This is a genomic window from Paenibacillus cellulositrophicus (assembly GCF_009363095.1).
Classification (GTDB): domain Bacteria; phylum Bacillota; class Bacilli; order Paenibacillales; family Paenibacillaceae; genus Paenibacillus_AQ; species Paenibacillus_AQ favisporus.
In genome coordinates, this window is sequence record NZ_CP045295.1 from 1,847,132 (window position 1) to 1,866,696 (window position 19,565).

At 55.1% G+C, this 19,565-nt stretch carries 19 protein-coding genes and 1 tRNA gene; 9 read left to right on the forward strand and 11 right to left on the reverse strand.

Features of this window, described 5'->3' with window-relative positions; translation table 11 throughout:
* Nucleotides 1-55: 55 nt before the first annotated feature.
* Entirely contained in the window at nucleotides 56-1,138 is a 1,083-nt protein-coding gene (locus tag GCU45_RS08465; RefSeq protein WP_152398618.1) for a glycosyltransferase family 8 protein, read from the forward strand.
* A 55-nt stretch (nucleotides 1,139-1,193) separates the two neighbouring features.
* On the opposite strand, the gene GCU45_RS08470 is transcribed toward GCU45_RS08465, so the two are convergent.
* From GCU45_RS08470 to GCU45_RS08485, 4 genes are all read right to left on the reverse strand, one after another.
* On the reverse strand, nucleotides 1,194-2,411 hold the full coding sequence (locus GCU45_RS08470; protein ID WP_152398619.1) for a CynX/NimT family MFS transporter: 1,218 nt from the start codon (nucleotides 2,409-2,411) through the stop codon (nucleotides 1,194-1,196).
* A complete protein-coding gene (locus tag GCU45_RS08475) occupies nucleotides 2,404-3,117 on the reverse strand; it encodes a FadR/GntR family transcriptional regulator (protein ID WP_152398620.1) in 714 nt (237 codons plus the stop codon). The genes GCU45_RS08470 and GCU45_RS08475 overlap by 8 nt, the downstream gene beginning before the upstream one ends.
* A 168-nt stretch (nucleotides 3,118-3,285) precedes the next feature.
* Nucleotides 3,286-3,957, reverse strand: coding sequence for a phosphatase PAP2 family protein (locus GCU45_RS08480; protein WP_152398621.1), 672 nt, complete (start codon nucleotides 3,955-3,957; stop codon nucleotides 3,286-3,288).
* A 163-nt stretch (nucleotides 3,958-4,120) separates the two neighbouring features.
* Nucleotides 4,121-5,323 carry an ROK family transcriptional regulator gene (locus GCU45_RS08485; RefSeq protein WP_152402910.1) on the reverse strand — a complete coding sequence of 401 codons (1,203 nt, stop codon included), beginning with the start codon at nucleotides 5,321-5,323 and terminating at the stop codon, nucleotides 4,121-4,123.
* A 425-nt stretch (nucleotides 5,324-5,748) separates the two neighbouring features.
* On the opposite strand from GCU45_RS08485, the gene GCU45_RS08490 reads away from it, so the two are divergent.
* From GCU45_RS08490 to GCU45_RS08515, 6 genes are all read left to right on the forward strand, one after another.
* Nucleotides 5,749-7,008, forward strand: a complete 1,260-nt coding sequence (locus GCU45_RS08490) for an ABC transporter substrate-binding protein (RefSeq protein ID WP_152398622.1) — start codon at nucleotides 5,749-5,751, stop codon at nucleotides 7,006-7,008.
* A 54-nt stretch (nucleotides 7,009-7,062) separates the two neighbouring features.
* Nucleotides 7,063-8,010, forward strand: coding sequence for a carbohydrate ABC transporter permease (locus GCU45_RS08495; RefSeq protein WP_076174475.1), 948 nt, complete (start codon nucleotides 7,063-7,065; stop codon nucleotides 8,008-8,010).
* A 24-nt stretch (nucleotides 8,011-8,034) separates the two neighbouring features.
* On the forward strand, nucleotides 8,035-8,868 hold the full coding sequence (locus tag GCU45_RS08500; RefSeq protein WP_076174262.1) for a carbohydrate ABC transporter permease: 834 nt from the start codon (nucleotides 8,035-8,037) through the stop codon (nucleotides 8,866-8,868).
* 61 nt (nucleotides 8,869-8,929) lie between these two features.
* Nucleotides 8,930-9,964 (forward strand): Gfo/Idh/MocA family protein, encoded by a 1,035-nt coding sequence (locus GCU45_RS08505; RefSeq protein ID WP_152398623.1) that lies wholly within the window; start codon nucleotides 8,930-8,932, stop codon nucleotides 9,962-9,964.
* Nucleotides 9,961-10,944: a Gfo/Idh/MocA family protein gene (locus tag GCU45_RS08510; protein ID WP_152398624.1), complete on the forward strand. Its 984-nt coding sequence runs from the start codon at nucleotides 9,961-9,963 to the stop codon at nucleotides 10,942-10,944. Before GCU45_RS08505 ends, GCU45_RS08510 begins: the two co-directional genes overlap by 4 nt.
* A 31-nt stretch (nucleotides 10,945-10,975) precedes the next feature.
* On the forward strand, nucleotides 10,976-11,794 hold the full coding sequence (locus tag GCU45_RS08515) for a sugar phosphate isomerase/epimerase family protein (RefSeq protein ID WP_152398625.1): 819 nt from the start codon (nucleotides 10,976-10,978) through the stop codon (nucleotides 11,792-11,794).
* Nucleotides 11,795-12,167: 373 nt separating this feature from the next.
* Here the strand turns inward: GCU45_RS08515 and pstA are convergent, their stop codons facing one another.
* The 4 genes from pstA to GCU45_RS08535 form a co-directional block, all read right to left on the reverse strand.
* Nucleotides 12,168-13,049 (reverse strand): phosphate ABC transporter permease PstA, encoded by an 882-nt coding sequence (gene pstA / locus GCU45_RS08520; protein ID WP_152398626.1) that lies wholly within the window; start codon nucleotides 13,047-13,049, stop codon nucleotides 12,168-12,170.
* Nucleotides 13,046-13,999 carry a phosphate ABC transporter permease subunit PstC gene (gene pstC / locus GCU45_RS08525; RefSeq protein ID WP_425281272.1) on the reverse strand — a complete coding sequence of 318 codons (954 nt, stop codon included), beginning with the start codon at nucleotides 13,997-13,999 and terminating at the stop codon, nucleotides 13,046-13,048. The genes pstA and pstC overlap by 4 nt, the downstream gene beginning before the upstream one ends.
* Before the next feature lie 104 nt (nucleotides 14,000-14,103).
* On the reverse strand, nucleotides 14,104-14,958 hold the full coding sequence (locus GCU45_RS08530) for a phosphate ABC transporter substrate-binding protein (protein WP_152398627.1): 855 nt from the start codon (nucleotides 14,956-14,958) through the stop codon (nucleotides 14,104-14,106).
* Nucleotides 14,959-14,991: 33 nt separating this feature from the next.
* A complete protein-coding gene (locus tag GCU45_RS08535; protein WP_152398628.1) occupies nucleotides 14,992-16,443 on the reverse strand; it encodes an LpqB family beta-propeller domain-containing protein in 1,452 nt (483 codons plus the stop codon).
* A gap of 253 nt (nucleotides 16,444-16,696) precedes the next feature.
* Between GCU45_RS08535 and GCU45_RS08540 the strand changes: the two genes are divergently transcribed.
* Nucleotides 16,697-17,689 (forward strand): MraY family glycosyltransferase, encoded by a 993-nt coding sequence (locus GCU45_RS08540; RefSeq protein WP_145029178.1) that lies wholly within the window; start codon nucleotides 16,697-16,699, stop codon nucleotides 17,687-17,689.
* Between the two features lie 169 nt (nucleotides 17,690-17,858).
* Here GCU45_RS08540 and GCU45_RS08545 read toward each other — a convergent pair whose 3' ends face one another.
* A complete protein-coding gene (locus GCU45_RS08545; RefSeq protein WP_152398629.1) occupies nucleotides 17,859-18,323 on the reverse strand; it encodes a hypothetical protein in 465 nt (154 codons plus the stop codon).
* A gap of 73 nt (nucleotides 18,324-18,396) precedes the next feature.
* Nucleotides 18,397-18,470, reverse strand: a tRNA-Arg gene (locus tag GCU45_RS08550).
* A gap of 141 nt (nucleotides 18,471-18,611) precedes the next feature.
* Between GCU45_RS08550 and GCU45_RS08555 the strand changes: the two genes are divergently transcribed.
* Nucleotides 18,612-18,905, forward strand: a complete 294-nt coding sequence (locus GCU45_RS08555) for a magnetosome magnetite crystal formation protein family (RefSeq protein WP_076174239.1) — start codon at nucleotides 18,612-18,614, stop codon at nucleotides 18,903-18,905.
* A 280-nt stretch (nucleotides 18,906-19,185) separates the two neighbouring features.
* On the opposite strand, the gene GCU45_RS08560 is transcribed toward GCU45_RS08555, so the two are convergent.
* Complete coding sequence (locus GCU45_RS08560; protein WP_145029182.1) at nucleotides 19,186-19,533, reverse strand: hypothetical protein; 348 nt, start codon at nucleotides 19,531-19,533, stop codon at nucleotides 19,186-19,188.
* Nucleotides 19,534-19,565: the final 32 nt, after the last annotated feature.

The window sequence follows — 19,565 nt, forward strand, 5'->3', positions numbered from 1 at the left end:
CTCGTGATGCAGGTATGTAACGGAAAACCAATTCTAAAGAGAGGTGTCCCCACAAATGATTGAATTGGCTTTAGCTTTTACAGATAAGGACGGAAGCTATTCCGAGCACGCTGCCGCCGCGTTGGCTTCCGTGTTCCGTAATACTTCCTCCGAGCTTCAGGTTCATATCCTCCATGACGATTCGCTCCTGGATGAAAACAAGAACAAGCTCGCCCAGCTGGCGGCGGATTTCAAGCATCCGATCCACTTCTATCCTGTGACCCTGCCGGTCGAGATGATGGACGTTCTGTCGGGAACCGGCTCCATCGACCGATGGACGTGGGGCAGTCTTTATCGGCTGCTGCTGCCAGCCGTGGTACCTGCTGAACGGGTAATCTATCTCGACTGCGACGTGATGGTCAATATGGACATCACCGAGCTGTGGGAGATCGACCTGAACGGCGGCTACCTTGGGGCTATCCACGACCAAGGCATCCACGGCATCGCAGAAGTCGTGGCCGTCCAGGGTTTAAATCCCGAAACCTATTTTAACTCCGGGGTCCTTGTATTTGACCTCAATGCCATTCGGCAGCACGTGACGTGGTTTGAAGAAATACTGAACTTTTTCCGCGCCTTTCCCGGCACCTCGATGCCGGACCAGGACTGCCTGAACCACGTATTCGGGGGAAACTGCCTGCTGCTGGATCAACGGTTCAACTGGTTTTACGTCCCGGGTGCCGAAATGGACCTCCAGCAAAAAATCGTTCACTTTGCCGGTGACATGAAGTGCTGGGACCCGCTTTCCCCAGGATATGCCCTCTATCAGGATAATCTGAGATTAACGCCATGGAGCAAGGAGCCGATACCCCCGGCGCCCATCAAAAGAAGCGCAGACAGAAAAGCACGGCATCTGCTTATGAAACGCAAAACCCGCAAACACTCGCCTAGAAAACCATCCTCCCGCCACCGGAGCGAAAGGGAACAGAGTGAAAGGGTCGTCATGAGGAAGCGGAGAAAAGCCTCCAGACACTCCAGGTACTCCCGGCACAAATCTGCAACCGGCAGCGGCAGCAAGTCCAGCATCCTTAAGATGCGCCGCAGCTCCCGCAGAAAGCGTGCCATGTACATTCAGGGCTTCAGCAGCGGCATCTATTTGTAACGGCCGTCTCAAGAAAAATGCAAACAACCTCCGCCCTTCCGGCGGAGGTTGTGCTTTATTCTTCAATGTAAGTGTTGTTTCCGGCACCCCATCCGGCCAGCATATAGACGATGGCCACGATCAGCAGGACCGAGGTCGCGGTCGTCCAGCTGCCGCTCAGGTCATGGACAAGTCCAATCAACAGAGGTCCTACAGCGGCCAGCAGGTACCCGACCGACTGGGCCATACCGGACAATTCCGCAGCCTGTTCGGTCCGGCGGGTGCGGAGCATAAAGAACATCGTTACGAGGCCGAAGGCCGCACCGGTGCCGATTCCGACCAATACGACCGCGACCGGAACGATCGCGTTCCATCCGCTAAGCAGCAGTACAAAGCCCAGAACAAAGCAGAGGAACGTCCCGACGACCAGTCCGCGCTGATTCTTAAAGCGTCCCGCCAGAATCGGCACGAAGAACGTGACCGGCACGCTGAAAAATTGCATCAACGACAGCATCCAGCCTGCCGTCGAACCGCTCATGCCCCGATCGGTCAAAATTTCAGGCAGCCAGGACACGACCGAGTAAAATACGAAGGATTGCAAACCCATAACAATCGTGACCTGCCACGCCAGTTTCGAGCGCCAGATGCTGCTTTCCGATGAAATCCGCACCTCGCCGGTCCGATGCCGGTACCGAAGCTGCGGCAACCAGACGATGAGCGCGATCAATGACAGGATTCCCCAGATGAGCAGGGATCCCCGCCACCCGGAAGCGAGATGATTCGACACCGGAAGGCTGACGCCGGAGGCGATAGCCGCAAAGATGTTCATCGAAACGGAATAGATTCCCGTCATGACACCCACCCGCAGCGGAAAATCCCGCTTAATCAGGCTCGGCAGCAGCACATTGCTGACCGCGATGCCCAGGCCGAGCAGAATCGTGCCGGCAAATAAAGCGGCGACCGAAGGAACGAACCGCAGGACAATGCCCAGCGTTACAGCGGCCACTCCGCTAAACAGCGTCTTCTCCATGCCCCATCTCCGGGCCAGCTTCGGAGCAATCGGGGAGACGACGGCAAAGGCCAGCAGCGGGAACGTGGTCAGCAGCCCCGCAAGGGTATGCGACATTCCCGTATCGAGCCGGATCGTTTCAACGAGCGGACCCACCGAAGTGATCGGCGCCCGCAACGTCGTCGCGATCAGGATAATACCAAGAACCAGCAGCAGCGCCTTCATCCCTGTGGAAACCTGGGGATTCTCCGCCGGCTGCGTAGACAATTCGTATGTTTTATTCATGATGTTCTGTATTTCCTCCTTCAGACAAATCAAGCAAGGCATCTTGGGATGCCTGGATATACGATCGGACAATTTCGCCCGCCTCCGCCGCGTCCCGGCGGATGATGGCTTCAAGCAGGCGCTCATTGAGCCGGCAGTGCACAAGCACCAGATCCCAGCGCAAGCTGCCCAGCGAGAGGGAACTCGTCACGGATTCGCTAATGCTGTCATACAATTCGCTGAGCAGCCGGTTATGCGCAGCGGCGATCACCTGCTTGTGAAAGGCCAAATCGGCAATGATATAAGCTTCCATATCTCCGGACTGTTCTGCGGCGCTGCAGGCCGCAAGCGTAAGCCGGATCTGCTTGATATCATCCGCCGTGCTTCGCTGGGCAGCGAGCCGGGCGGCTTCCTGCTCCAGCGCAGCGCGAACCTCCAGCGTCTCGCTCAGCTTGGAGCGCTCCATCCGCCGCTGAAGGACGGGACCGAGGCTGCTCGACGCGACAACGTACGTCCCGTCCCCCTGCCGTGTACGGAGCAGTCCCGCATGAATCAGGGCACGGATCGCTTCACGGATCGTGTTTCGGCTGACGCCCAGCTTCTCCACCAGCTCCGGTTCCGGAGGAATGCGTTCCCCAACGGGCCACCGCCCTTCTTCAATCAGCTTCTCCAGCTGATAAGCGACCTGCTCGACAAGCGTTGAACGCGTTGGACGCTGCAAGTTCATTCGAATACCTCCAAACATAGGATGTTTGGTTCATTGTAGCATGAACTTCGGTTTCCTGCACAATTTTTTCGTTTTTGCACCATCCTCGGCCCTGAAACGCAGCAACGGCAGCCTTCACTCGGAAGACTGCCGATCTGGTGCAGCAGGGCTCTGTTAGAGCATGCTGCCTTATGCTTGAAGTTCCTTCTGCTGCCGTACTTTCTCCCGGCTGCGGTGTGCACCGGGCAGGACATAGAGCAAGAAGTGGTAAATTTCAACCATCGCGATCGCCGAAACGGCGTCCCAGAGGACATGCTGTTTCACGAACTGTGTCGAGGCGATGATGAGAATCGACATCGTGCTGACGAGAATCATGATCACGCGGCTCCGGGCCTTGCTTGTCAGAAAGAGTCGCATAACCATGTAACTCGAGAAGCAGTGAATGCTCGGAAAACAGTTGTAGGGCTGATCCCGTTTATAAATAAATCGGACAAGCTCACTGAACGGATCGCTGCCGGTCACGACCGGCCTTGGCACCGTCGTTTGAAACACAAGATAAATGCCGTAGCATGTCATTGCGCATAACGTGTACAGTATAATACCCCGGTAATACAAATTCCTGTCCTTAAAGAAAAGGTAGACCAGGCAGGCATAGATATAGAAGATCCATACGCCGTAAGGGAGCGCAAAATATTTTATAAATGGAATAGCCAGATCCGCTTCCGTGACAAGGGAATACACGCGGTCATTCGGGTGGTTCACCAGCTGGTAAATCGACCCCAGAACGGGAAAAACGAGCATCAGTACTAATGGGGCGAGAGGACGCAGCCTCTGCATCATTGCATTTACCTTCGTCACCATATCAAACCTTTCTCTGCCGGTTGCAAAAGATGTTAAGGGATTCCTTCGAGAACCGCTGCCTTATTGTACTGCTAGAACCGGTTTCCATCAACCATATTTATGTATGAAGCCTTTTCCAGTTTCTTTTTCATTTCCTCACAGTCTCCTCACCAAAGGATGACGGTTATGTTAACGAAAACTGAAACAGATCCTGCAGCACGACAGCGGCCGCACCGATTAATTTACCGTCATCCCCAAGCGAAGACTGCCCAACAACCAGATCGTCCTTCAAAATACGCATGGCATACCTTGAAATATGCTCCTCAACCTTATGGAGCAGAATGGGATTGTCCTGAGCCACGTTCCCGCCTAACACGATCGCTCCCGGATTAAACAGGTTCACCAGGTTGACGATGCCTGCACCCAGATGCTCGGCGATCTCCTCAGTGATGTCCATAGCCAGCCGATCCTCTCTGGACAGCGCCTCTTTATACACCTCAGGCTCGATCCGGCTGAAGTCGCCGCCTGTCAGATCGTGGATAAGCGTCTGCCGGCCCGAGGCCATCGCCGCCATCATTCGGGAGTGCACCGCAGGCCAGCTTACCGAGTTCTCCAGGCAGCCGACGTTACCGCATTCGCAGCGGATTCCGCTCCGGTTGACGCTCGTATGGCCGAATTCGCCCGCTCCTCCCAGCTTTCCCCGGAGGATCATGTCGTTGACAAGGATGCCTGCCCCAATCCCATTGCCGACCATAATATAGATCAGATTGGCAAAAGAGCTGTAGCTCCCGAACCGCCGTTCCGCAAGCACGAGCGAGTTCGTATCGTTCTCGACCCAGGTTTTAATCCCATAGCGGCTTTCCACGAGTTGCTTGACCGGAACGTCATTCAGGCGGAGCTTGGAATTATAGTAGACAACCCCCTGCTCAACATTAACCACGCCCGGCGTCGTGACGGCTATGCCGATGCAAGCGTCCAGGCTGCCGGTTTCGGTGACGAAGCGATCGATCATGCCGAGCATCAGCTCGATGACGCCTTCTCCCTGCCGCGTTCCGACAGGAGCGGATTCTTTGCGCAGGATGTTCGCCTCCAGGTTTAATTGGGCAACCTCGATGACCGTGTTTGAGATCGATGCGGCAAACAAAAAATGGTTATCCGGCGCAAATCGCAGCAAAATGGGCTTGCGCCCGCCGCTGGACTGTCCTCTGCCGATTTCAGTCACATAGCCTTCCCGGATCAGCTCCTGAACCGCCGCAGCTACGGTGGAGGGGCTAATCCGGTTTCCTTTGGCCAGCTCGATCCGGGAGATCGGGCCGTCCAGGCGGATTTTATTTAAAATGATCGACCGGTTCAGTTCCTGAATCAGTTTCCAATCGCCTTTTCTCATCGTTTTCAACCATCTTCCCCTTTCTTCGGCAAAATGCATCAATATATTCCATCTTATTCCATATTTACAGTAAAATATAGTTCCCAATGCTCCATTCCATGTAACATATTCCAATGACCAAAATATGCGGAAACCGATACTTTCCACTTGAAAACGCCGTTTTCCTGCCTTCCAAAAGTTTTTATGCAAATATTTATCAAACTATTGAAAATAAAAATCACCAAATATATAATCTTACGCAAATAGATGCCATTCTTTTCCTGAAACCTCACATCGAATGGTCAGTTGGCATCTACTTATTTTGATTATTGGAATAAGTATGGCGATGGATTTTCGCAAGATAAGGGGGGGAGAATTCGTACATCATTGGAACTGCGGCAGATCAAGAATGAGTGCAAGAACCATATTTAGAGGAGGTTATTGGAATGGCTAGAAAAATGTCGATCATCCTCGTGTTCCTGTTTCTGTTCACTGCTGTAATGACAGGCTGCGGCGGCTCTTCCGGAGAAGCCGGCGGCAAAAAAGTAATCAATGTGGCTCTATGGGATGAGAACGTGAAGGACACCGTCAACAAATCGATTGAGCTGTACAAGAAAAACCACCCCGACGTGGAAGTCAAAGTAACTTACACCCCTTGGGCCGACTACTGGACCAAATTGAAAACAAGTCTCGCCGGCAACAGTGGGCCCGATGTTTTCTGGATGAACGGCCCCAACTTCTACGCTTATGCCTCCAAAGGCTGGATCAAGGATCTGCAGCCGCTTATTGATGAAAGCAAGCTCGATACCTCCGTTTACACAGACGCCCTCGTCAATCTGTACACCTACAACGATCATCTTTATGGACTTCCTTATTTCCTCGATGCGGTTGGACTCTACTACAATAAAGAACTTTTCGACAAAGCCGGCGTGTCTTACCCGGACGGCAGCTGGACCTGGGATACGATCGAGCAGAATGCCGCCAAACTGACGGACAAGCAGAACGGCGTGTACGGCTACACCGCTTTGATTGACAGCCAGTCCGGATACTACGATTTGATCCACCAGGCTGGCGGTTACATCATCTCCGAAGATAAAACGAAATCCGGCTTCGATTCGCCCGAAGCGCTATCCGCTTTTCAATGGGAGAAAAAGCTGATGGACCAGGGCTATTCCCCGAACGCCCAGCAGCAGCTTGAGACCAAGCCGCTCCAGCTGTTCGGCTCCGGCAAAGCCGCCATGTTCCCCGCCATTTCCGTCAGCGCGCCCGAGCTGTACAAATTGCTGGGAGACAAGCTGGGGGTTGCCCCGCTGCCCGCAGGCAAACAGAAAGCGACGATCGTTCACGGCCTTAGCTGGGCGATGAACGAAAAAACGAAGCATCAGCAGGAAGCATGGGACCTGATCCAGGTGCTTTCCGGCAAAGAAGGCGAGCAGTACCTGGCCGAATCGGGCTTCAGCATTCCCGCTTATAAAGGAACGGAGGAAGGCTGGCTGAAGTCGATCCCTTCCCTTGACCTGAAGATATTCGTGGATAGTCTGGACTTTGCTGTGCCGTATCCGGTGTCCGAGCGGACGGCCGAGTGGCAGGACGTGGAGACCAAGGAGCTTCAGGACGCCTACCTCGGGAAAAAGTCGTTTGAGGAAGCGCTGAAGACGATAGCCGATAAAATGAACGAGATTCTCGCGGAAGAGAAGAAGGATTAAAGAAGAATCTATGCTTGTATCCACTTAACTTCGAGAGAAAGGATGGTGCTGCCGGTGAATACGCCGCTGGCCGTCAAGTCGAAAGACCCGAACCTGCCTGCAGCCCGGAAGCGGAAAACTTCCAAGCTGGCCATCCAGGAGGCGGTCTGGGGGTACGTATTTATCCTCCCCGTCGCACTGGGTCTGGCCCTCTTTTATATGGTGCCTTCCGCCGCTTCCCTGATTCTGTCCTTTACGAACTGGGACGGCATGTCCGCTCCGGCGTTCAACGGGATCGACAATTTTACCCAGCTGATGCAGGACGAGAAGTTTACGCATTCCCTCCTGAATACGCTGCTCTATACCGTTGCGACCGTCCCGCTGTCCATCGTCTTTGCCACGCTGCTCGCCGTGCTGCTCAATCAGCATATCAAAGGGATGGTCGTGTACCGCACGTTCTATTTCATCCCGGTCATCACCATGCCGATCGCGGTCGGTATGGTGTGGAAATGGCTGTATAACTCCGAGTTCGGCCTCATCAATTACGTGCTCGGGGCGATGCATCTGCCCCAGCCGAACTGGCTGTTCGACGAAAAGTTTGCGCTCATGTCGATCGTCATTGTCAGCGTCTGGACGAGCGTCGGTTACAACGCCGTCATCCTGCTGTCGGGGCTGCAGGGAATTCCGTCGAGCTATTACGAAGCGGCGTCGCTGGACGGCGCCGGCACGGTCTACCGCTTTTTCCGGATAACGCTGCCGCTGCTGACGCCGAGCCTGTTTTTCGTGCTCGTCATGTCCTTCATCAACTCTTTCCAGGTATTCGACCTCGTCTTCATCATGATGGGGCAGCAGACCTCCCTGCTCGATTCCACGCGCACCGTCGTGTACAGCATTTGGGAGGACGGCTTCAAGTACTTCAACATGGGCTACGCTTCGGCGGAGGCGTTCATCCTGTTTATCGTCATCCTGATCATCACCGCGTTTCAGATGTATTTCCAAAAACGCTGGGTTCATTATCAATAACCTTCATGAGGAGGAGAGGCTGTCATGATAACCCGAACTTCCGACCGCGGAAGACGGCTGGCCGTTCATATTCTGCTGATCGCGGGAGCCGTCCTGATGGTGACCCCTTTTGTCTGGATGCTGTCCACATCGTTTAAGTCCTTTGCGGATTCCATGAAGGTGCCCCCTACGCTGCTGCCGTCGGAATGGCATTTTGAAAATTACGCCAAGGTGCTGACCACCATCGACTTCGGCACTTACTACCTCAATACGATTCTGGTGACGCTAGGCCGCACGGCCGGACAGCTGCTGCTGTGTTCCCTGGCCGCATACTCCTTTGCCTGCCTGAAATTCCCGGGGAAAAACGTCATTTTTCTCGCCCTGCTGGCCGTGCTCATGGTGCCGTCCCAGGTCGTCATGATCCCGAGCTTTGTCATCATGCGGCAGCTGAACTGGCTGGATACCTTCTATGTCCTGATTATCCCCGGCATCTTCAGCGCATTCGGCACCTTTTTGCTAAGGCAATTTTTCATGACGCTGCCGAAGGATCTGGAGGAGGCGGCCAAAATCGACGGCTGCAGCTATTTCCGGATTTATTGGAACATCTACCTGCCGCTGTCGAAGTCCGCTCTCGTCTCTTTGGCTATCTTTACGATTCTTGCGGCATGGAACGACCTGCTGTGGCCGCTCATCATGACCAGCTCGGAGGATATGCGCGTGCTGTCGATCGGCATCTCTTCCTTCCAGGGGCAGCATTCGACCGATTATCCGCTGCTGATGGCGGGTGCCGTGATGGCTACGCTGCCGATCATCATCCTGTTCATTTTCCTTCAGCGCTATTTTATAGAAGGAATCGCTATGAATGGCATCAAAGGATAAGGAAACGAATAGACCTTTTACAAGTGTAACCGGTCCATCATAAAAGGAGCTGAAAACCGTTATGATTCACGTACTCGTTATAGGAGCGGGGGCGATGGGGAGCACCCATGCCGCAGCCTATGCCGATATGCCGAATGCGCACTTGGCCGGTATCGTCGACACCGACGCCGGCAAGGGAGCGCGGGTTGCGGAGGCATGCGGCACCTCTTCGTTCACTTCCTACGCGGAGGCGATGGAAGCGCTTGACCGCGTCGATGTCGTCGATGTATGCCTGCCGACGCCGCTCCACAAGAAGTTTGTTCTTCGAGCGGCCGACGACGGCAAGCACGTCATCTGCGAGAAACCGCTGGCACGCAGTCTGGCCGACGCCAGGGAAATGATCGACCACTGCCGTTCGCGTGGTGTCCGGCTGTTCGTCGGGCATGTTCTCCGCTTCTTCCACGAATATGCGCATGCCAAGCAGCTGCTGGATGATGGCGTCATCGGCAAGCCGGCCGTCATCCGCGCGGGCCGCGGTGGAGGGTATCCGATCGGCTGGCAGCATTGGTACAGCGATTTCGGGGCCAGCGGCGGCATTACGCTGGACGCCATGATCCACGATTTCGATTTTCTTCGCTGGTGCTTCGGCGAAGTGGAACGTGTGTATGCCAAGGGGCTCCATGGGAGAGTTCACGCCCAGCTGGACTATTCGCTCGTGACCCTCCGCTTTCAAAGCGGCGCCATCGCCCACGTCGAGGGAACCTGGTCGCATGAAGGCTTCTCCATGAACCTGGAGATGGCCGGCACGCAGGGGATCATCGGCTATGACAGCGCCCGGGATCAGCCGCTGCTGTCTTTTCAGCGCGGCGGTCATGCAGGCGGAGGAGGCGGCGTACCCGTTCCGGAAAGCCCGGTCGAGGAAAACCCGTATTCCCAGGAGCTTCGCCATTTCCTGAATTGCATCGAGCAGGATAAAGAGCCGATAGTAACCGTGGAAGACGCCTATGAGGCGCTCCGGATTGCGCTCTCGGCGCTGAAATCGATGGAGACCGGGCGGCCGGTTCATCTGGGGACCGGTGCAGCCGACCCGAGCAGCAAAGGAGTGATCGGTTCATGAAAATCGGCATCGCCAGTTTCGCCCATATGCACGCTTACAGTTATGCGAAAGCGCTGATCCAATTGGAAGGAGTGGAGCTCGCCGGCATTTACGATCCCGATGAGCAGCGGGGTCAAAAGTTCGCCGGCATCCTTGGCACCAGCTATTACGGCGATTATGCCGAGCTTCTGTCGCAAGGCCTCAGCGGGATCGTCGTTACGTCGGAGAACGCAAACCATAAGGAGCATGTCCTTGCGGCCGCCAAGGCGGGGGTCCATGTGCTGTGCGAAAAGCCCATATCGACCAATGCCGCGGACGCCCGGGACATGATCGAGGCCTGCAAAGCCGCCGGCGTCATGCTGCAGACAGCCTTTCCGGTCCGGTACAACCGGTCCGTCATCCGGGCCAAGCAAATGATCGACGAAGGCAAGCTAGGCCGGATCCTCGCCATGAAGGGGACCAACCGCGGGCAAAATCCGGGCGGATGGTTCGTCGACCCCGCCCTGTCCGGCGGCGGAGCGGTCATTGACCACACCGTTCATGTCGCCGATATTATGCGCTGGTTCACCGGCGCGGAGGTAAAAGAGGTGTACGCGGAAATCGGGCAGCTCATGTCCGCCGCCCCCATCGATGACTGCGGAATTCTGTCGATCGAATTTGACAACGGCGTCTTTGCCACGCTGGACTGCAGCTGGTCCAGGAATCCTTCCTTCCCGACCTGGGGCGACGTGACGCTGGAAATTGTCGGGACGGCCGGCACCCTGACGATCGACGCCTTCGGACAGAAGCTGAACATATTCAGCGAGGAGCGCGGCTACCGGCACCATTTCTGGGGCGACGATATGGACTTCGGCCTGGTCCGGGATTTTGTAGCCTCGATCGCGGAAGGCAAGACAGAGGCGAACGTGACGGGCGTCGACGGGCTCAAGGCGCTCGAAGTGGCCCTGGCTGCATACCGCTCGGCGGAGCGATTGGCCGCCGTTTCGCCTGCAGAGCTCTGAACCTAAACCTGACAAAGGGGTGTATGAAGCGATGCTGAAGTCGATAAATCAATGGGGATTTCCGGAGGGAACCCCGCTCGAGATGATTTTTCTTCATGCGGAGCAGGCGGGTTACGATGCCGTCGAGCTGAACCTGTATCCGTCCGGCGGTACCGGGCTGACCATGGACACCACTGCACAGGAGGCGGAGGCCGTACTGGCCCTTGCTTCCCGTCACAACATTCAGCTGCGCAGCCTTTCGACCGGCATGCTGTGGAAATCCCCCCTGTCCGCGGCGGATCCGGATGTCCGCGCCGGCGGACGGGAGATCGTCACCCGGCAGATGGAGCTTGCATCCCTGCTCGGGATGGACACCGTGCTGGTCGTTCCCGGGGCGGTGACGCCTTCCGTCACCTATGAGGAATGTTATAGCCGCAGCCAGGAAGAACTGCGGGAACTCATTCCGCTGGCCGAACAGCACGGCGTTCATATCGGCATCGAAAACGTCTGGAACAAATTTCTGCTCTCCCCGATGGAGATGGCCCGGTATATCGACGAGCTCGATTCACCCTGGGTCGGAGCCTATTTTGACATCGGAAACGTCCTTCTCTTCGGCTATCCCGAGCATTGGATACGGACGCTGGGCGAGCGGATCCGCAAAGTCCACGTGAAGGACTTTAATCCGGCAGCCGGACCGAACGGCTTCGTCCCGCTGCTGTCGGGCAGCGTCAACTGGAACGAAGTGCGGCGGGCGTTGAACGAGATCGGCTACACGGATACCGTCACGGCCGAGCTCACTCCGTACAGCGCCGACCCTTACCAGATGGTGTATGATACTTCCGCACAGCTGGATATCATTACGGGCCGTTGAGGGCAAACATGCCGACCACCTTCAGCCAATGGTATTGGCTTGCAGTCATCCCAAGCGTTCTGCTTCGCTGAATAAGCTGAAAAATTCAGTCAACCTTAAAGGGCTGTCTCGCCGGCAGAGTCAATCTGCCGGAAGACAGCCCTTTTTCCTAGATCAAAGCTTATTTCGGTATGAATACATATAAATGCAAGTTCAAAAAGGTCGGTTTTCAGCACCGAGAAGATTGGATGAAGCTTGGGGCTGAGGAGCAGAGCGTACGTAGTGGGTACGTGAGCACCGGAAGACCCGGCTGAATTCAAGATTCGATGCCGAATCAGCTTCCCGATTTACTTCGTGATCAAAAGCGGACTTTTTGAACAACCTCTAAAAGATCCTATTTCTTCAGGCGCCGGTTGCTGATCCACAGCGGAATGCGGAACAGCAGGTTCATCATAAGGACGACGATGACCAGCACCGCGGCGGACTTGTCGGCGATTTGGCGGGCATCCTCCACGATCGCTTCCGATTGCACGTACCAGAGGTGTACAGCCAGCGTCTCACCCGGTGAGAACAGATTAAAGTCCCACATCTCCCCGGAGGTGCTGAGACCAGCGGTCAGCAGGATGACGGCCGATTCTCCGAAGGCCCGGCCCGCCACGAGGCAGATGCCCGTCACAATTCCCTGCATGGCCATCGGGATAACGACGGTCCGGATGCATTGGAATTTGGTCATCCCGAGGGCATAGGATGCGTTCTTCACGTCATTCTGCACCGCGCGCACCGCTTCCTCCGTCACCCGGGCCAGCATCGGCAGGTTGAGGAAGGCCAGGGAAACCGCTCCGCCGAGAATGGTCAAGCCAATTTGAAAATACTCGGCAAAAATGGCCAAACCCAGCATCCCGAATACGATCGACGGAACGGAGGAGAGGCTCTCGACGCAAATCCGCAGCACCTCTGTAAATTTATTCGGCGGGGCGTACTCCGCCATGTAGATCCCTGCTCCAACCCCAATCGGAACGGAAATGAGCAGCGACAGAATCAAAATATAAAACGAGTTGAACAGCACCGGCCCGATACCGCCGCCGGGGTCCATGTCCTCGGGCAGCTTCATCAAAAACTCGAGGCTCAGCCCGGGCAGCCCTTTGCCCAGGATGGTCAGCAGCAGCCAGAAGATCAGCAGCAGAACCAGGATGCCGAGCCCGTAGAACCCGTACGTTGCCAGCCGGTCGTACACAAGCGATCTTTGCATTTTGCGGGTGCGCGTCCATTCGCTCATGCCTGCTCCCTCCCTTTGCGTCCCAAATAGCGGATGAACAAAATCAGGACAAACGAGATGATAAGCAGCAGGAAGGCCATCATGTGCAGCGCGTAATTCCAGGTGGAGTCAAACTCCACGTTGGAAATCTGCATCACGATGTTGCTGGTCAGCACCGAAGCCGGTGTAAACAGGGACTTGGCGAGCTGCGCCGTGTTGCCGATGACCATCACCACCGCCATCGTCTCCCCGATCGCCCTGGTCATCCCCATAATTACCGCCGCAATGATGCCTCTGCCGGCAGCAGGAATGACGACCCGCATCATGACCTGCAGGCGCGTGGAGCCCATGGCATATGCAGCTTCGCGGTATTTTTTCGGCACGGCGGAAATCGCGTCGTCGCTGATCCGGCATATCGTCGGCAGTACCATCAGGGCGAGCACGAGCGCCGCCGCCAGCAGCCCGTCGCCCAGATTCTCCCCGCTCAGCCGGCGCAAAAACGGAATCAGCACCGTCAGGCCGAGGTAGCCGTAGACGATGGAAGGAACCCCGACCAGCAGGTCCAGAATCGGCCGCATAGCGTTTTTCAGCCAGCCGGGCGCGATTTCGGCGATCAGCACCGCCAGCCCGACGGATACCGGCACGGCCAGCGCAAGCGTAAGCGCCGTCAGGGACAGGGTGTTGATGATAAACGCGGCTGCACCGTAATGCTCCTCCTCCGGAGTCCAGTTAAAGGAAAGGAAGAAATCCGCAAAAGAGATGTCGCGGAAGGTCAGAAACGCGGTTTTGCCGATAAAAAAGATCACCAGGCCCAGCACCAGGCACAGCGCCAATATGCTGAACCAGAAATAATACGTAAACAGACGGTTGGTGAAACGGACCCTGGCGCTGCGGCTGAACCTGCGACGCTTCGCGGGCGGGGTCAGCACCTGACGTTCCTTGGGCACGTACTGCTGCACGGGGGTGCTCAAACTGGCTCTCCTCCTATAAAGCGGCCAGCCCCATCGGTATTAGAGGGCTGGCCGCGATCATGAATAAAGCTTGGCTTGGCTTGGATTGGCTCAATCCACTTGCCTTAACGCATGGCGGAAATCGGAATGAATTTCAGTTTTTTCAGGGAACCCTGCTGGAATTTCGCGCTTTGAACATACTCGATAAACGCTTTGGTAGCGCCGGTCGGCTGGCCTTTGGTCATGTAATATCCGTATGCCCAAATTTTGTAGCTGCCGTTGATGACATTGTCCGTTGTCGGCTGCACGCCGTTATAGCTCAGCGCCTTGATGTCGCTGTTTACGTACACCAGGTCGATATATCCTATGGCGTTCGGCGTTGTGGATACGGCGGTTTTCATGTCACCGCTGGAGCCGACTTCCTTGTAATTTTTGGCCTTTTTGACGATGTCGCCGCCAGCCAGCGCTTTGGCCTGATAGTTGACGCGGGTGCCGGAGCCAAAGGCGCGCGTGATGACGACGATGTCCGCATCATCACCGCCGACTTCTTTCCAGTTTGTGATTTTGCCGGAGAAAATCCCTTTCAGCTGTTCGGTGGTCAGGTTGTTCACCTTCACGTTTTTGTTGGTGACTGTCGCGAAAGGAATGACGGCCACCTTGTTGGCTACCTGGCCTTCAAAAGCCTTGAAGCCCGGTACGTCCATGCTGGCGTCCCAGTCGCACGCCCCGATGTCGGCAATGCCCTTCTTCACAGCCTGCGGTCCGGTTACCGAGCCTTTGCCGGAAGCGGAGATTCTGACTTTCGGATTGATTTTCTGGAATTCCTTGGCTGCCTGAAGCGTGAGCGGAAGCAGCGCAGTGGACCCGTTAATCGTAATTTTGCCGGAGATGCCGGATGCGGCGCTAGCGGAGCCGACCAGGGTGGTTACCGCTACCAGGGAAGTGACGGCAGCCAGCGTTAATTTTTTGAACAGTTTCATCGTTTATTCTCCTTTTCGGTTAAGAACCGCTTTTTATTTGGTAAGCTGAATGGTCTTTCCGCCTGCTATGACTACAATCCTGCCGTCTTCGATCAGGGCGATCCGGCTGCCGTCCGCAGACACTGCCAGCTCGCTGACGGTTCCGGACGTGCTGTAAAGCTGCGTCTGGCTGCCGCTGTCGATCTTCAGCACTTTCGTGCTGCCGTCGGCAGCGATGCCTGCAGCAACAAGCGTTCCGGATGGCCCGGCCGCGATAACCGTCACATCGATGATGCTCGCAAGGTCCTGGACGCTGCTGCCTGGGCCGATCACCTTGATGACGTCCTTGGCAGTGACGCTATCCGGATCGGCGCTCAAATACGCCGCTTTGCCGCCATCGAGTGCGACAGGATACAATTTATTGTCTTTACTGGTTGTTAGCTGAACCGGTTTAGCTTCTTTATCCGTAAGGTCCAGGGAATACAGCTGCTGGCCCGCGCCCGAATAGTCGATGCTGAGCGATTCTTCCGTGCTGTCCTTATCGCTGCTGGCCACGCCGGTCACATTGACGATATAGACCAATCGTTTGCCGTCCGCGGACAGGCTCACATCGGATTTGTTCTCCACTTTGTCGGCCAGCACTTCGGTCACCTTGCCGTCGCCGACAGTAATGTAAGATATTTTTTCCTGCTTGTCGCCCTGGATGAAATAAATCCGGCTGTTATCCGCCGACCAGGTCAAATCTGTCTTGACGGAAGTATCAGAGCCGAGTTTTTGCGACAGCCCGCTGGCAAGGTTCATCAGGTAGAGCTGGCCGGCGTTATCGGTATAAGCTCCCCACTGTCCGTTCGGGGACACCGCCAATTCCGCAGCATATTCGTCCGTCGAGATCACCGTGCTGCCATAGCTTGCCGGGTCCAGTTTAACGATTTGGGCGGACTCCGCGTCGTCACGGCTGGCAATGATTTGCCCTTGGGCGTTCCAGCGTACCGAAGAATAGCTTCCTTCCGGTCTTTGAACCGTCAATACCTGCTGCGTCTGCCCGCTGCCTGCGATCCATTCCCCGCCCAGTGCTTCCACGAGCGATTGAAGCTCTACGTAGGTTTTGCCATCTTGTAGCAGAGGAGCGTTCGTAAAGGCTGCGGCCTCTCCATTCACCTTATAGGACTTTGCTCCTGCCTGCAGCTGAACGACGCGTGAACCGGTCGCATCCTTTATCGTGACGATCCCTTTGGCGGCGCTTGCGCTTGCCCCGAAAGCCTTGACAACGTCTGACACGGCTACCAGGTACGCCTGGTTGAGCTGGACCGCATTGACGGAGACGCTCGCGCCGTTCACACTGAGTTCCACCTTGGCCGCTTTCAGTTTTGGCGACGTCATCTTTGCAGCCTGACCCGCAGATGATGATTTTGCAGTGGAAGCAGCTTCTGCCGTTCCTCCGGCCAGTACGGAAGTTACAACTGCAGAGGCCATCAGTACCTGAAACATTTTATTTTTCTTCAACATCGGCTCACCCTTCTTCTATTAGCATAAGTGCTATAGACCTATTTTCTACTAGAATTGTAAAAAGCGGTTGATTGGAATGTTATGGAAATATTAAATATTTTATCGTTGTATTTTGCAAAAATAGCGATTATTCTAGTTAAAAATACAAATGCTACATCTATATAGAATGAACTAAAGAAATAAATGCCTTATTGGGCCGCTTACCAAGAATTTCAATAAAAAACTTTAGTTCAATCTATCTAACTGTATCCGAATGAAACGACAGCAAATTGCAAAGCTAAGTATTGGAGGCCTGACCATTGTGTATGTAATTGGATTTATTGTGTCGCTTGTTATCGTTTTGGCTTTGATCCCTCCTTTAAGGAAGCTCGCGATCCGGGTTGATTTCGTCGACCGGCCCACCCATCGCAAAATACATAAGGAACCCGTACCGCATCTGGCAAGCATCGCCATCTTTCTCGGCTTCATGGTTCCCTACATCGTTCTCACCGGACACTGGGACAAGGAAATGGCCGGCATTGTGGCCGGCTCGCTGCTCATCCTCGGCATCGGCATGATCGATGACTGGTACAAGACGAAAGGCAAGGATTTTGCCGCTCTGCCTAAAACGCTCGTGCAGGTAGGCGCTGCGGTGATCGTCTATTATTCAGGGATCTCATTCGAAGGGATCACCGTTCCGTTCGCCGGCCATATGGTCGTGTTTCCGGAGTGGCTGCAGTTTATTCTGACGATTCTGTGGATCTTCGGCGTCACGACGGTCATTAATTTTATGGACGGTCTGGACGGGCTGTCCGGAGGCGTGGCCGCAATTTCGGCCTTTACGCTGTTTATCGTTGCTATTGCCAAAGGCCAGTCCCATTCCGCGATCATGGCAGTGCTGCTGGTCGGGGTGACGCTCGGTTACCTGAGATACAACAAGCCGCCCGCCAAAATTTACATGGGGGATGCAGGCGCGACGTTTATCGGGTTCATGCTCGGCATCATCGCCCTGGACGGGGCCTTTAAACAGGTGACCGTCATTTCCATTCTCGTTCCCGTGCTGGCGCTTGGCGTGCCGATCTTCGATAACATTTACGTTGTAATCAAACGGTATCGGGACGGCAAGCCGGTATACAAGGCCGATCGAAGCCAGCTCCATTATCGGCTGCTGTCCTGGGGGCTGAGCCCGAAACAGGCGGTCGTGTTCATCTATTTGCTCAGTGCCTGCCTGTCATTGTCCTCGATTATCCTGATGTTGATCAGTTAGCGTGGACCTTCCGGGGCTAGGCGTGGTTAACAATGAAGTAAGCAGGAATCGTTCGATGGGAGCGATTGAAACTAAATGACAAAGGGGCTGCCCACCGTCGTGCATGACACGACAGCATGGGACAGCCCCTTTTATTATGGCTAACCGGCATACGCCTATTTAGATCGAATTAGGCTTGAGAAGCGGATTGAAGGGCACGAATGGACAAATCCAGCTCCACCATGCCGCCCGGAAGGTCGCGCGATCCGGCAATCACCCAATTTACGGCCAGTGCTTTTTGCAATGCAGCCAGTTGTTCCAAGGTGAGCCGCAGCCCGTGAATCACGCCCTCGCCAACCTCAAAGTCCTTTTCCTCATCCAATCCAAAACGCTGCACCAGCCAGTTTTTCAGCCCGTTCCGCGTGTTAAACGTCATGCGGTAGCCTTCTATTGCCGCCTGGGCAAGCGGCTCCCCGTGTTCCTCCGAGTAGCCGAACAGGTTGGCATAACGCTCGCCCTCGAGCCCAGCCTGGATAAACGGCTCAGTGTCCTTGTTATGGACAGCCTCAGCGATGGCGGCCGCGGACAGTCCGGCCCGCTTCGCCTGCTCGATCAGCAGTGCGGTCCACTGTGATACTTTAATATCCTGATTCATCCGGTCTCTCTCCCTTCTCGCTCCACTTGCTTATATCTAAAGAAAAAGCCCTCGAGTGAGGGCTTTCCTTGTACGTCCCAGGAGGGATTCGAACCCCCGACCGACGGCTTAGAAGGCCGTTGCTCTATCCAGCTGAGCTACTGGGACTTGCTATGTAATAAAAAAAGCGAATGCGTTATTTATTATACCGCATTTAGCCAATTTTTCAAGAGGAAAATGAGAAAGCCGATTGGGGGGAAATACTATGGGTAATAACTTAACAAAATACGTTTTAAAGGAGCATTTCCCATGCGACAGTTGTTATCTTCACTTTCCTACTTCAGCATATTTTTCGCCCCGTTTATCCTGCCGGTGATCGTATGGATCGCCGTCCGGGACGAATACGTCGCCAGGCATGCCAAGCGTGCGCTGCTCTCGCATCTGTTGCCGTTCATTGCGGCCGTACCGCTGCTGTTTTTTACTTTGGCAGCCCACCATGCCGGCTCGATCCTGGGATATATCCTGCTGTTCTGCGTTATTTACTTCGGCACGTTCGTCTACAACATCGTTAAAGGCATTCAGGTGCTTCGCGAATATGCGTAAAGCGTGAAAAGCTAAGAACAGCTGAACAAACCTCCGGGGATATCCCCGGAGGTTTGTTCATGGTTCAAGGAGGTTACTGGTTGCCAAAACGTCTTGGGTTATGGGGCACAGCCAAATTTCTCGAATTTCTGCTCGTCACTCCACCCGCAAAAGCGTTTTGTCGGGCGTACTTGCTTCTCTTGCCTTTTTTGTTCGTGAAGTCCGCCATTTAGCTCACCTCCCCTAAACCATAGTATGGGGCGGGAGTCTGCCGGCTATGTTTCTTAAATTATGGCTGCGTTTACTTTGCGAACCTGCTCCGCAGATCCTCCTCTACGTTCCCAAAAGAGATCAGATCGCGCAGGAACAAATCCCGCTCCTCGTCGGCCGTCAGAAAGAAGCTGCCTTCGAACGCCTGCATCGTCACATCGGTATACGCCTGATGCATGCTGTTGTCGTACCAGTCGAGCTCTGTGTCGGCATCGTTGCGGATCAGTCGGATCAGGTCGTAGCAGCCCGGCGACGGTTCGGCCACATAAGCCAAAAGCGCGGGATCGTCGACCGCTCCCGGCAGCACGCCGATTTCGGCGCAGCGGACCCCGTCCAGCTCCGTCATCCGCCGCACCTTGGCATCCTTAATATAATACATGCTTTCCTCCCCTCCCTGGTCAGCCGGAATTC